This is a genomic window from Massilia sp. GCM10023247 (genome assembly GCF_042653325.1).
Taxonomy (GTDB): Bacteria; Pseudomonadota; Gammaproteobacteria; order Burkholderiales; family Burkholderiaceae_D; genus Telluria.
In genome coordinates, this window is sequence record NZ_JBHSIB010000010.1 from 31,882 (window position 1) to 44,599 (window position 12,718).

Annotated in this window: 10 protein-coding genes and 1 pseudogene; 5 read left to right on the forward strand and 6 right to left on the reverse strand. The window is 66.3% G+C overall.

Annotated elements, in window-relative coordinates; translation table 11 throughout:
* From ACFPAH_RS09375 to ACFPAH_RS09400, 6 genes and pseudogenes are all read right to left on the reverse strand, one after another.
* Positions 1–460 (reverse strand): annotated as a pseudogene (locus ACFPAH_RS09375) (hypothetical protein); the annotation flags it as partial.
* A gap of 105 nt (positions 461–565) precedes the next feature.
* Positions 566–1,900 (reverse strand): sulfite reductase subunit alpha, encoded by a 1,335-nt coding sequence (locus tag ACFPAH_RS09380; RefSeq protein ID WP_379744034.1) that lies wholly within the window; start codon positions 1,898–1,900, stop codon positions 566–568.
* A complete protein-coding gene (locus ACFPAH_RS09385; RefSeq protein ID WP_379744036.1) occupies positions 1,897–2,925 on the reverse strand; it encodes an FAD:protein FMN transferase in 1,029 nt (342 codons plus the stop codon). Before ACFPAH_RS09385 ends, ACFPAH_RS09380 begins: the two co-directional genes overlap by 4 nt.
* Positions 2,926–2,962: 37 nt before the next feature.
* On the reverse strand, positions 2,963–3,790 hold the full coding sequence (locus tag ACFPAH_RS09390; RefSeq protein WP_379744038.1) for a DUF4198 domain-containing protein: 828 nt from the start codon (positions 3,788–3,790) through the stop codon (positions 2,963–2,965).
* Positions 3,791–3,811: 21 nt separating this feature from the next.
* A complete protein-coding gene (locus ACFPAH_RS09395) occupies positions 3,812–4,324 on the reverse strand; it encodes a DUF2271 domain-containing protein (RefSeq protein WP_379744040.1) in 513 nt (170 codons plus the stop codon).
* A 29-nt stretch (positions 4,325–4,353) separates the two neighbouring features.
* Complete coding sequence (locus ACFPAH_RS09400) at positions 4,354–5,022, reverse strand: PepSY-associated TM helix domain-containing protein (RefSeq protein ID WP_379744042.1); 669 nt, start codon at positions 5,020–5,022, stop codon at positions 4,354–4,356.
* Positions 5,023–5,289: 267 nt separating this feature from the next.
* Here ACFPAH_RS09400 and ACFPAH_RS09405 point away from each other — a divergent pair, with 267 nt between their 5' ends.
* The 5 genes from ACFPAH_RS09405 to zapE all read left to right on the forward strand — a co-directional run bounded on the left by ACFPAH_RS09405 (position 5,290) and on the right by zapE (position 12,713).
* Positions 5,290–8,151, forward strand: a complete 2,862-nt coding sequence (locus ACFPAH_RS09405) for a 2-oxoglutarate dehydrogenase E1 component (RefSeq protein ID WP_379744044.1) — start codon at positions 5,290–5,292, stop codon at positions 8,149–8,151.
* An 84-nt stretch (positions 8,152–8,235) separates the two neighbouring features.
* The gene (gene odhB / locus ACFPAH_RS09410) at positions 8,236–9,489 is read left to right on the forward strand and encodes a 2-oxoglutarate dehydrogenase complex dihydrolipoyllysine-residue succinyltransferase (protein ID WP_379744046.1); all 1,254 of its coding nucleotides are present in this window, start codon (positions 8,236–8,238) and stop codon (positions 9,487–9,489) included.
* A gap of 102 nt (positions 9,490–9,591) precedes the next feature.
* Positions 9,592–9,987 (forward strand): PspC domain-containing protein, encoded by a 396-nt coding sequence (locus ACFPAH_RS09415; protein WP_379744048.1) that lies wholly within the window; start codon positions 9,592–9,594, stop codon positions 9,985–9,987.
* Positions 9,988–10,001: 14 nt separating this feature from the next.
* A complete protein-coding gene (gene lpdA / locus ACFPAH_RS09420) occupies positions 10,002–11,435 on the forward strand; it encodes a dihydrolipoyl dehydrogenase (RefSeq protein WP_379744050.1) in 1,434 nt (477 codons plus the stop codon).
* Between the two features lie 180 nt (positions 11,436–11,615).
* On the forward strand, positions 11,616–12,713 hold the full coding sequence (gene zapE, locus ACFPAH_RS09425; protein WP_379744052.1) for a cell division protein ZapE: 1,098 nt from the start codon (positions 11,616–11,618) through the stop codon (positions 12,711–12,713).
* Positions 12,714–12,718: the final 5 nt, after the last annotated feature.

Consider the following 12,718-nt stretch of genomic DNA (forward strand, 5'->3'; position numbering starts at 1 on the left):
GGCTCACGCGCTGCTGGAGGCTGGGGGCGTCGCCGGAACCGGCCGGCCCCAGCGCAGGAGGCGGCAGCGGCGGCACCGGCGGCACCGGCGGCACCGGCTGCGCAGGGACGGCCGGGACCACCGAAGGGACGGCGCGAGGCGCGGCGACCGGCGCCGGTGCCGGCGGCGGCGCGGGAGGCGCCAGCATGCGCGCCGCGCGCTCGCCCTGCAGCCGCTCGAGCTCGGCCGCGATCCAGCTGCGCCTGTCCTCGGCGGGCAGGAAGCCCCAGCCGCCGTGGCGGCGGTAGCGCCGCGCGAGGTCGCTATTGAGTTCATCCAGCCGGTCGAGCTCGATTTCCGTGGCATAGGTGCCGAAGCTTTCCAGCACGTTCTGGCGCAGCAGGAAGACGGCGCTGGCCGTCACCGCCAGGATGGCGAGCAGGACGGAGGCGAACAGGCGCAGGCCGATCGATATCTTCAAGGGAGGTCGGGAAAAGATTGCGGACAGGCCATTCTAGGCCAGTTCCGCGGCAAGATGTCGGTGCGACGCGAGGATCCAGGCGGGGCAGCTTGCCGGGTTTTCGTGTCAGTAGACGTCGCGCCGGTAGCGTCCCTGCGCCGCCAGCTCGTCGAGGGCGCCGGCGCCCAGCGTGTCGGCCAGCACCGCGTGCACGCTCGAGGCCATGCCCTGCAGGCTGCCGCACACGTAGAGCGCGGCGCCGCGCGCGACCCATGCGCGCAGTTCGTCGCCGTGCGCGGCCAGCAGGTGCTGCACGTAGCGGAGCGCGCCGCCGTCGCGCGAGAAGGCAAGGTCGAGCCGCGCGAGCTGGCCGGCGTCAAGCCAGGCTTGCAGTTCCTCGCCGCACAGGAAGTCGTGTTCGGCATTGCGTTCGCCGAACACCAGCCAGTTCTCGTGCACGCCGGCCTCGATGCGCGCTTTCAGGTGGGCGCGCAGGCCGGCCAGCCCGGTGCCGTTGCCGATCAGGATCAGCGGCCGGCGGGCGTTCTCGCCGAGGCGGAAACGGGCATGCGGACGCACGCGCAGGGCGACGGTGTCTCCGGCGCCCGCGCCCTGGCACAGCCAGCCCGAGGCAGCCCCAAGGCTGCCGTCGGCATGGCGCTGCAGCCGCACCAGCAGGACGATGCCGCCTTCGGCCGGCACCGAGGCGATCGAATACTCGCGCGGCAGCGCCGGGTCGCTTGGCGCGCAGACCTGCACCAGGTCGCCCGCCTCCCAGTCCGGCAGCGCGGCATCGAGCGGCTGCAGCACGATGCGGTAGAGCGGGCCGCCGGCGCTGCCGGGGTTGAGCAGGGTGCGCTCGAGGATGCGCCAGTCGCCATAGGCCGGCGCTTCCCAGTCGGGCGCGTCGCTGGTGCCGGCCAGGTGGCTGAGCTGGTGCTGCCAGGCGGAGATCGCGTCAGGGTTGCCCCGGTCGACGTCGATGCGCTCGAACAGGGGCGTGGCGCCGCGCGCGCGCAGCCAGACGTCGAGCGCGCGCCCGAAGCCGCAGTAATTGGCGTAGCTGCTGTCGCCCAGGGCCAGCACGCCGTAGTGCAGCTGCGCGAGGTCGGCCTGGCCGGCCATGGTCACGCCGGCAAAACGGGCGGCGCTGTCGGGCGAATCGCCTTCGCCATAGGTGCTGGCAACGAACAGGGCGCGCGTGGCCGAAGCGAGGGTGGCGGCATCGAGCGCCGAGATGCAGACGACGCGCGCCGACAGGCCGCCGGTGATCAAGGTGGCGGCGGTCTGCTGCGCCAGGTATTCGGCGTTACCGGTCTGGCTGGCATACACCACCAGCCAGTCGGCCTCGGCGGCGGGCGCCGCCGCGGCGGGCCTGCGCAGCATGGCCGCGCACATGCCGCCGTAGGCCAGCACCAGGGCGAGGGCGCTGCCCCAGCGCACGGGATCGATCGTCATCATTGGAGCATCGCGCGCCAGGCGCTGGTAGTCAATTCCGTGAGTCCGGCGGGTTCGGCGGGTTCGCCACCCCTGGCGCCGCCGCGCAGCAGCAGGCGCGCGGCCAGCCGGCGCTCCTCGGCAAAGGCCAGGCCGGCCTCTGCCCCGAGCACGGTGATGGCGGTGGACAGGGCGTCGGCCGCCATGCAGTGTGCATGCAGCACGGTGCAGGAAGCCACGCCATTGGCGATCGGCATGCCGCTGCGCGGGTCGATCGTGTGCGATGCATGGGTGTCGCCGTGCGTGAACTGGCGCCGGTAGTCGCCCGAGGTGGCGATCGCGAGCCCGTGCAGCGCGGCCACGGTAGGGACAGTGTCCAGGCCAGGCACGGCTTCCAGCGCGACCCACCAGGGCTGGCCGTCCGGCTTCATGCCGGCGCCGCGCAGCTCGCCGCCGATCTCGACCACGTAATGGCGCACGCCGTGCCGTTCCAGGCACCAGGCCAGGCGGTCCACCGCGTAGCCTTTCGCGGTCGAGGACAGATCGAGCTGCACGCCGCCCGGCTGCAGCAGCCGGGCGCCGGCCAGGTCGAACGCGGGAGCTTGCGCGGCGCGCCGGCTGAGTTCCGCGCGCACGTCTTCCAGCGCGGGAGGCCGGAAGCCCGGCTCGTCATGACGGTTGGCCGGGCCGAAACCCCACAGGTTGACCAGCGCGCCGGCGAAGGGATCGTAGGCGCCGCCGCTGTCCCGGGCGACCTCGAGCGCATACGCCACCACTTCCAGCAAGCGCGGCGGCAGCCGGTGCCAGCTGCCGGCCGGCGCCCGGTTGTAGCGCCCCAGCACGGAATCGGCTTCCCAGTGGCTCATCTCGGCGACAATGCCGTCGAGTTCGCGCTGCATCTGTTCTCCGAGCGCGCTGCGCACGCCAGCCGGGACCAGCATATGCGCCGACCAGCGCGTGCCCATGGTCGCGCCGGCCGCGTCCGTGAGGACGCTGCCGGGCGGCGGCAGGGCAGGATCGATGTCGGCGGGAACGAGGACGTTGCGCATGTCGGGAACGGACGCGCAGGCGCGTCCGCAAGCGGCTTTACTCGGGCAGCACTTCGAGCGTTGCCGTATAGGCGTAGCGGCGCGATTCCGGCGGACCGTCCTCCGGCATGCCCTTGCCGGCATTGGCCGGCCAGACCGCGTTCATCCAGTACATGTTCGCCGCCGGCAGCTTGAAGCTGGCTTCGCCCTTGGCGTCGGTGCTCAGGCGGATCTCGCCGTTGACGCCGCGGTACTTGACGCCGCCGCCGACCAGGCTGAACGGCAGGTTCGGCACCGGTTTGCCGTCGAGCTGGAAGCGCACCCGCATGGTTTCGCCGGCACGCAGGTCGTTCGGGTGGGTCAGCGGTACCATTTCGAGGCCGGCGCCGGTCGGCTTCAGGGCGCCGTCGCTCGGCTCGTGCGCGGTGACGAAGGTTTCGATGCGCGCGTGGGTGACGGCCTTGCGCACTTCGGTGGCGCCGGCCGGCACTTCCTTGGCGAAATTGGCTTCGCTGCCGCGGAAACGCTTGATCTCGTTGCCGAGCTTGTAGCTGCCCATCACGTTGTTGCTGACCAGGGCGATGCGGTAGGTGCCTTCCTTCGGCAGCGGCAGGTCGATGCTCGAGCGCATCTTGCCGACCACCGGCGCCGGGGCCGGGGCCACGCTGCCGTCCGGGCCGGTGACGGTGGTGCCTTCCATGCGCAGCGGCACGTGGTTGACTTCGAACAGGCCATCCGAGACGGCGCCGTCGATGGTGACCCAGGCGTCCTTGGTCTCGACGATGGTCGAGGAAGGCAGCATCCAGCCGCGGTGGGCGCTGGCGCCGCCGGCCGTTGCCGCCAGGATCAGGGCCAGCAGGCCATGCTTGATGAAGGTGTTTTCCACTTTACGCTCCGCTTGTGTGACTTATTTAATCTGGATGGACACTGCGCCCAGTTCTTCCTGGCCCTTGGCATTCGCCGCGACCGCGCCCTTGGCCGGCAGCGTGAACGGCACCCGCACCAGTTCGCGCCCGCCCGCTTCGCGCGCCGCTTCCACGACCAGCTTGTAGTCGCCGGCCGGCAGCTTGTCGATGCCGGTCTGTGCCGGGCCGAAGCTCATCGTATGGGTGCCGGCCGCGCGCGTGGCGCCGGAGACGCCGTCGATCGGCAGCGTCGCCTCGCGTCCCGCCTTGCGCCACCAGGTGCGCATGTCCTTCACCCATTTCTCGCCGCCCTTGTCCTTCTTCTTGACGTCGTACAGCACAGCAAGCGTGGAAGCGATGGAGCCGTCGGCCTTTTCGATCCACATCGCGACATACGGCTTGTGGTACTCGGCCACGTTCAGTTGCGGCAGTCCGAACTTGACCGACAGGTCGGCGGCCACGGCGCCGCCCGACAGCAGGGGCAGGGTCAGGGCGAGCGAGGGAGACAGTTTCATGCAATGCCTTCGGTAGGGAGTGGTGATGATTAATGGATGAACAGCAGCGCCAGCACGGCCGGCAGCACGATGCCGAAGCCGATCACGGGCCAGGTCGAGGGCCGGTTGGCGGCATGCATCTTCATGATGAGGAAACCGGTGATGCAGAACACCAGGCTGGCCAGCGCGAAGAGGTCGATGAACCAGCTCCACACCGGGCCGGTGTTGCGGCCCTTGTGCAGGTCGTTCAACCAGGAAATGGCGCCGCGCGAAGTGACTTCGTACTCGGCCTTGCCGTCCAGGCCGACGCGCAGCCAGGCGTCGCCGCCGGGGCGCGGCAGGGCGACATAGGCGTCTTCCTCGCTCCATTCGGCGGAGCGGCCGCGCAGATCGACCGGGAAGGCGCCGTTGGCCCACTGCGCCAGTTGCGGCGGCACCGGCGCTTCGCCGTCGAGGTGCTGTTCGGCATAGTTCTTCAGGAGCGGGAGCAGGGCCGCCGGTACTTCGGCCGTGGTGCGCGTGACCTGCGGTGTCGATTCGATTTGCGCCGCATGGTTGAGCGTGAAGCCGGTGATGCTAAAAAGCAACATGGCCATCAGGCAGATCGCCGAGCTGATCCAGTGCCACTGGTGCAGCGTCTTGAGCCAGAGCGAACGCTTGGCGCCGGGGAGGGCGGCAGCGGAGGCATCGAGCGGACGCGGCGGGTTCTGGACAGACATGCAAGATTCCTGTTGAGTAGGTGCTGCAAATGATAACGATTATCATTTAGCCGGTCAACAAAATTCAGCCGTGGGCCTATGCGTGCCGTATGTTGCGTTACAATACCAGCCGCTATTGTGGAGAATCAGGCTAGGCTTGACTCGCAATAATTGTCCTTCCCCCACAACTTGATGTAAGTAAGTGCGATCCGCTAACCGGTCAGGCCGTGTCGCGGAAGGTTAAACCAACCCGCCAAACTCGCGAAGCGCGAAGAAAGGTGAGCAAGAATGATGCAACAACAGAACGCGAACTCGTACCTGTTCGGCGGTAATGCGCCGTACGTGGAAGAGTTGTACGAAGCCTACCTGAACAATCCAGGCTCGGTGCCGGACAACTGGCGCGCCTATTTCGACAACATGCAGCATGTGCCTGCAGTCGATGGCAGCAGCCGTCCCGACGTGGTCCACTCCTCGGTCATCGCCTCGTTCGCCGAGCGTGCCAAGCAGGGCCCGATCCGCACCGTCAGCGCCAACGCCGAATCCGATCCGGAAATGGGCCGCAAGCGCGTCGCCGCGACCCAGCTGATCGCCGCTTACCGCAACCTCGGCCTGCGCTGGGCCAACCTCGATCCGCTGCAGCGCCAGGAGCGCCCGCCGATCAACGAGCTCGACCCGTCGTTCTACGGTTTCACCGACGCCGACCTCGACACCAAGTTCAACATCTCGAATACCTATTTCGGCGGCGACAGCGCTTCCCTGCGCGACCTGCTGCAGATGCTGCGCGACACGTACTGCCGTTCGATCGGCGCCGAGTTTATGTACGTCAGCGACCCGACCGAAAAACGCTGGATCCAGGAGCGCCTGGAGTCGATCCGTTCGACCCCGACCTTCTCGGCCGAGAAGAAGCGCCACATCCTCGAGCGCCTGACCGCTGCCGAAGGCCTGGAGCGCTACCTCCACACCAAATACGTCGGCGCCAAGCGCTTCTCGCTCGAAGGCGGCGAGTCCTTCATCGCCTCGATGGACGAGACCATCCAGCGCGCCGGTGAAAAGGGCGTGCAGGAAATCGTGATCGGCATGGCCCACCGCGGCCGCCTGAACGTGCTGGTCAACACCCTGGGCAAGAGCCCGGCCGACCTGTTCGAAGAATTCGAAGGCAAGCACGCCGACGACCTGCCGTCGGGCGACGTCAAGTACCACCAGGGCTTCTCGAGCGACATCTCGACCCCGGGCGGCCCGGTCCACCTGTCGCTGGCTTTCAATCCTTCGCACCTGGAAATCGTGAACCCGGTCGTCGAGGGTTCGGTCAAGGCGCGCATGGACCGCCGCGGCGACCGCAAGGGCAAGGAAGTGCTGCCGATCCTGGTGCACGGCGACGCCGCATTCGCCGGCCAGGGCGTGGTCATGGAAACCCTGAACCTGGCGCAGACCCGCGGCTACGGCACGGGCGGCACCATCCACATCGTCATCAACAACCAGATCGGCTTCACCACCTCCGATCCGCGCGACGCCCGTTCGACGCTGTACTGCTCGGACGTCGTGAAAATGATCGAAGCGCCGGTGCTGCACGTCAACGCCGACGATCCTGAAGCTGTCGTTCTTGCGACGCAAATCGCGCTCGACTACCGCGTCGAATTCGGCAAGGACATCGTCGTCGACATCATCTGCTACCGCAAACTGGGCCACAACGAGCAGGACACGCCGGCGCTGACCCAGCCGCTGATGTACAAGAAGATCGCCAAGCACCCGGGCACCCGCAAGCTGTACGCGGAAAAGCTGTCCACGCAAGGCACGATTGCGGCCGACGAAGGCGACCAGCTGGTGGCCGCCTACCGCGACGCGATGGACGCCGGCAAGCACACTGTCGACCCGATCCTGACCGACTTCAAGAACAAGTACGCCGTCGACTGGGCGCCGTTCCTGAACAAGAAGTGGACCGACGCCTGCGATACCGCCGTGCCGCTGACCGAACTGAAACGCCTGGCCGAACGCATCACCAAGGTGCCGGAAGGCTTCAAGCCGCACTCGCTGGTCGAAAAAGTGCTGGCCGACCGCGGCACCATGGGCCGTGGCGAAATGAACCTCGACTGGGGCATGGGCGAACACCTGGCGTTTGCATCGCTGCTGTCGTCGGGCTATGCGATCCGCCTTTCGGGCCAGGACGCCGGCCGCGGCACCTTCGTGCACCGCCACGCCGTGCTGCACGACCAGAACCGCGAGCGCTGGGACCAGGGCATCTACCTGCCGCTGGCCAACGTGTCGGAAACCCAGGCACAGTTCACCGTCATCGACTCGGTGCTGTCCGAAGAAGCGGTGCTCGGTTTCGAGTACGGTTATTCGACCGCCGAACCGAACACGCTGACCATCTGGGAAGCCCAGTTCGGCGACTTCGTCAACGGCGCCCAGGTCGTCATCGACCAGTTCATCGCTTCGGGAGAAGTGAAGTGGGGCCGCGCCTCGGGCCTGGTCATGATGCTGCCGCACGGCTACGAAGGCCAGGGTCCGGAGCACTCGTCGGGCCGTATCGAGCGCTTCCTGCAACTGTGCGCGGACAACAACATGCAAGTCGTGCAGCCGACCACGGCCGCGCAGATCTTCCACCTGCTGCGCCGCCAGATGGTGCGCCAGTTCCGCAAGCCGCTGGTGATCTTCACGCCGAAGTCGCTGCTGCGTAACAAGGACGCCGGCTCGCCGCTGACCGACCTGGCCAAGGGTGCCTTCCAGACCGTCATCGGCGAATGCGACGACAAGATCGAGGCCTCGAAGGTCAAGCGCGTCATCGTCTGCTCGGGCAAGGTGTATTACGACCTGGTCGGCGCACGCAAGACCCGCGGCGTCTCGGACGTGGCGATCATCCGCCTCGAGCAGATGTATCCGTTCCCGCACAAGTCGTTCGCGGCCGAGCTGAAGAAGTTCAGCAACGCTACCGAGATCGTGTGGGCACAGGACGAGCCGCAAAACCAGGGTCCGTGGTTCCAGATCCAGCACAACATCTTCGAAAACATGGACGAAGGTCAGCGCCTGGCGTATGCCGGACGCCCGGCATCGGCAGCGCCGGCTGTCGGCTACTCGGACAAGCACGTGGCGCAGCAGAAAGAGCTGCTGGAAACGGCGTTCTCGAAGCTCAAGGGTTTCGTCCTGACCAAATAAGGTCCAGCGCAAACCGGTCGCCGCAAGGCGCCCGGTTTTTTAAGCGTTGACTTTTAGACTAAAGAATAACTAACGGAGTTTTACATGGCACAAATCGAAGTCAAGGTTCCCCAACTGTCGGAATCGGTTGCTGAAGCGACCCTGCTGTCCTGGCACAAGAAAGTCGGCGAGGCAGTCTCGCGCGACGAAAACATGATCGACATCGAAACCGACAAGGTGGTCCTTGAGCTGCCGGCGCCGAGCGCCGGCGTGATCGTGCAACTGCTCAAGGCCGACGGCGCGACCGTCGTCGCCGGCGAAACCATCGCCGTCATCGATACCGAAGCATCGGCACAGACCAGCCCGCTGCCAGTGAAGGCGATCCCATCGGCCGCCCCGGGCGCACCGATCGCAGCCGCAGCTCCTGCCCCGGCCGCCGGCGGCGCCATGTCGGGCGTGGCGATGCCTGCCGCCGCCAAGATCCTGGCTGACAACAACATGAGCGCCGCCGGCATGGACGGTTCGGGCCGCGATGGCCGCGTGACCAAGGGCGACGCCCTGGCCGCCGTTGCCAACAAGCCAGCCGCTGCAGCCGCACCGGCGCCTGCCGCCAAGCCTGCGCTCCAGCAAGTCGCTGCGCCTAGCGTGAACCTGGGCGACCGTCCGGAAGAGCGCGTGCCGATGAGCCGCCTGCGCGCCCGTATCGCCGAGCGCCTGCTGCAATCGCAACAGACCAACGCCATCCTGACCACCTTCAACGAAGTGAACATGGCCCCGGTCATGGACCTGCGTAACAAGTTCAAGGACAAGTTCGAGAAAGAACACGGCGTCAAGCTGGGCTTCATGTCCTTCTTCGTCAAGGCCGCCGTTGCCGCACTGAAGAAGTACCCGATCCTGAACGCTTCGGTCGACGGCAACGATATCGTCTACCACGGCTACTTCGACATCGGTATCGCCGTCGGTTCGCCGCGCGGCCTGGTCGTGCCTATCCTGCGCAACGCCGACCAGCTGTCGATCGCCGATATCGAGAAGAAGATCGGTGAATTCGGCCAGAAGGCCAAGGACGGCAAGCTGACCCTGGAAGACCTGTCGGGCGGTACCTTCTCGATCTCGAACGGCGGCGTGTTCGGCTCGATGCTGTCGACCCCGATCATCAACCCGCCACAGTCGGCGATCCTGGGCATCCACGCCACCAAGGAACGCGCTGTCGTCGAAAACGGCCAGATCGTCATCCGTCCGATGAACTACCTGGCGATGTCGTACGACCACCGCATCATCGACGGCCGCGAAGCCGTGCTGGGCCTGGTGGCAATGAAGGAAACGCTGGAAGATCCATCGCGCCTGCTGCTGGACTTGTAATCAGCGCAAACGGTAGAAGATAGGTGTGGTAAGTGCAGCGGGCTGGGCCAACGCTTTTTGGCTTGGACCAGTCCGTTTGCCTGACTTTTCAGGAGGAATACCATGATCTCCGACGAAATCCGTCGCCTGCACGAGCTGCACCAGGCCGGCGCCCTGAGCGACGCCGAATTCGAGCAAGCCAAGGCCAAGGTCCTGGCGGGAACGTCCTCCGGCAATGCCTATGGCAGCGCCGGGCCGCGCATCAACCTGGACAAGGACGAGGGGACGGCCGGCAACGGCTACGGCCCCCGCTGCACCTCCGCCGTGGAAACCCAGCTGCGGTCGCTGCGCCGTTCGCGCGCCGACCGCTGGCTCGGCGGCGTCTGCGGCGGCCTGGCCGGCATCCTCGGACTCGAATCCTGGGTCTGGCGCCTGATCTTCACCGTCTTCACCCTGATTACCTCCGGTTTCGGAGCGCTGGTCTATCTACTGATGTGGATCTTTGTCCCAGAAGAATAAATAAGGATTAATTCATGAGTAACGAGAAACAATTCGACGTCGTCGTCATCGGTGGCGGTCCTGGCGGCTATATCGCGGCCATTCGCGCAGCCCAGCTGGGCTTCAAGACCGCCTGCATCGATGAGTGGAGCAACGCGGCAGGCAAGCCGGCCCCGGGCGGCACCTGCACCAACGTCGGCTGCATCCCGTCGAAGGCACTGCTGCAGTCGTCGGAACACTTCGAGCACGCCGGCCACGCGTTCTCCGAGCACGGCATCAATGTGTCGGGCCTGGAACTGAACCTGCCGCAAATGCTCAAGCGCAAGGACACCATCGTCAAGCAGAACAACGACGGCATCCTGTTCCTGTTCAAGAAAAACAAGGTGTCCTTCTTCCACGGCCGCGGCGCGTTCGCCGGCAAGGCCGAGGGTGGCTACACCATCAACGTCAGCGGCCCGACCACCGAGACGCTGACGGCCAAGAACGTCGTTGTCGCCACCGGTTCGAACGCACGCCAGCTGCCGGGCGCGGAATTCGACGAGAAGCTGATCCTGTCGAACACCGGCGCGCTGGCCATCGAGGCCGTGCCGTCGAAGCTGGGCGTGATCGGCGCCGGCGTCATCGGCCTGGAAATGGGTTCGGTGTGGCGCCGCGTGGGTGCGGACGTGACCGTGCTCGAAGGCCTGCCGACCTTCCTCGGCGCAGTCGACGAGCAGATCGCCAAGGAAGCCCACAAGCTGTTCACCAAGCAGGGCCTGAAGATCAACCTGGGCTGCAAGATCGGCGCCATCACCAAGGGCGAGAACAACGTCACGGTGCAGTACGCCGATTCGACCGGCGCCGAGCAGACCGCCACGTTCGACCGCCTGATCGTCTCGATCGGCCGCGTGCCGAACACGACCGGCCTGAACGGCGAAGCGGTCGGCCTGCAGCTGGACGAGCGCGGTTTCGTCGTCGTCGACGACGAATGCCGCACCAGCCTGCCGGGCGTGTGGGCAGTCGGCGACGTCGTGCGCGGCCCGATGCTGGCGCACAAGGCCGAGGAAGAGGGCGTTGCCGTCGCCGAGCGTATCGCCGGCCAGCACGGCCACGTCAACTTCAACACGATTCCATGGGTGATCTACACCTCGCCGGAAATCGCGTGGGTCGGCAAGACCGAGCAGCAACTAAAGGCAGAAGGCGTGGCGTACAAAGCCGGCACCTTCCCGTTCATGGCCAACGGCCGCGCGCGCGCGCTGGGCGACACCTCGGGCATGGTGAAATTCCTGGCCGATGCCACGACCGACGAAATCCTGGGCGTGCACATCGTCGGCCCGGTGGCCTCGGAGCTGATCTCGGAAGCCGTCGTCGCGATGGAGTTCAAGGCCTCGTCGGAAGACATCGCCCGTATCTGCCACGCGCACCCGTCGCTGTCGGAAGCGGTCAAGGAAGCGGCCCTGGCCGTCGACAAGCGCTCGCTGAATTTCTAAAGCCGGCGCTGTTCCGTAGGGTGGGCGGATTTCCCGCCCACGCGTTCAAATCACGTGTCCTGGCCCGCTCCGTGGCTCGCATACGATGGTTGCACGCGTGGGCGGGGAACCCGCCCACCCTACATCCATTTTTGCCGACGGTGTGTTAATCCACCAAGGCCCAGCAACACGAACATGCAGATGAACGTCCAAGAGTTCTACCAGCACGCCCTCGCCGAACGCGGCTTCCAGTCCGATCCCGCCCAGCAGGCCGCGGTCGACCGCCTGCAGCAGGCGTACGACGACTGGGTCCAGTACAAGGCCCAGCGGTCGTCCGCTTTCAAGCGCCTCATCAACCGCCCGGACGTGCCGCGCGGCGTCTACATGTGGGGCGGGGTAGGGCGCGGCAAGTCCTTCCTGATGGACAGCTTTTATTCCGTGGTCCCGGTGGTACGCAAGACCCGCCTGCACTTCCACGAATTCATGCGCGCCGTCCACGGCCAGCTCGACGAACTCAAGGGCGTGGCCGATCCGCTCGACGAGGTCGCCAAGCGCATCGCCAGGAAATACCGCCTGATCTGTTTCGACGAATTCCACGTCTCGGACATCGCCGACGCGATGATCCTTTACAACCTGCTCACAGCCCTGTTCAACAACGGCGTCAGCTTCGTGATGACCTCGAACTACGAGCCGTCGACGCTGTATCCGGACGGACTGCACCGCGACCGCATGCTGCCGACCATCGCGCTGTTGAAGGAAAAACTCGATGTGCTCAACGTCGACGCCGGCAACGACTACCGCAAGCGCGCCCTGGAGCAGGTGCAGGCCTATTACACGCCGCTCGGCGCGGCCGCCGACCACGCCTTGCGCGAAGCCTATGCCAAGGTCGCCGATACCGCCGACGAAAGCCCGCTGGTGCACATCGAGAACCGCGAAATCCGCGCCTTGCGCCGCGCGGGCGGCGTCATCTGGTTCGATTTCGCGACCCTGTGCGGCGGCCCGCGCTCGCAGAACGACTACCTCGAACTGGCCACGCGCTTCCATACGGTGATCCTGTCCGGCATCCCGGCCATGTCGGCCGGACAATCGTCCGAGGCACGCCGCTTCACCTGGCTGATCGACGTGTTCTACGACCACAAGGTCAAGCTCCTGATGTCGGCGGCGGTCGAGCCCGAAGAGTTGTACACCAAGGGCGTGCTGTCGAACGAATTCCACCGTACCGTCTCGCGTATCATTGAGATGCAGTCGCGCGAATACATGCTGGCCGAGCGGCGCGGCGCCGCCGACGCCATCGCATAAGCGGC

Coding starts and splice junctions, on each gene's coding strand:
- ACFPAH_RS09400 (WP_379744042.1), bottom strand. CDS start 5,022: ATGTCTGTCCAGAACCCGCCGCGTCCGCTCGATGCCTCCGCTGCCGCC.
- lpdA (WP_379744050.1), top strand. CDS start 10,002: ATGAGTAACGAGAAACAATTCGACGTCGTCGTCATCGGTGGCGGTCCT.
- ACFPAH_RS09385 (WP_379744036.1), bottom strand. CDS start 2,925: ATGCGCAACGTCCTCGTTCCCGCCGACATCGATCCTGCCCTGCCGCCG.
- odhB (WP_379744046.1), top strand. CDS start 8,236: ATGGCACAAATCGAAGTCAAGGTTCCCCAACTGTCGGAATCGGTTGCT.
- ACFPAH_RS09395 (WP_379744040.1), bottom strand. CDS start 4,324: ATGAAACTGTCTCCCTCGCTCGCCCTGACCCTGCCCCTGCTGTCGGGC.
- ACFPAH_RS09405 (WP_379744044.1), top strand. CDS start 5,290: ATGATGCAACAACAGAACGCGAACTCGTACCTGTTCGGCGGTAATGCG.
- ACFPAH_RS09380 (WP_379744034.1), bottom strand. CDS start 1,900: ATGATGACGATCGATCCCGTGCGCTGGGGCAGCGCCCTCGCCCTGGTG.
- zapE (WP_379744052.1), top strand. CDS start 11,616: ATGAACGTCCAAGAGTTCTACCAGCACGCCCTCGCCGAACGCGGCTTC.
- ACFPAH_RS09415 (WP_379744048.1), top strand. CDS start 9,592: ATGATCTCCGACGAAATCCGTCGCCTGCACGAGCTGCACCAGGCCGGC.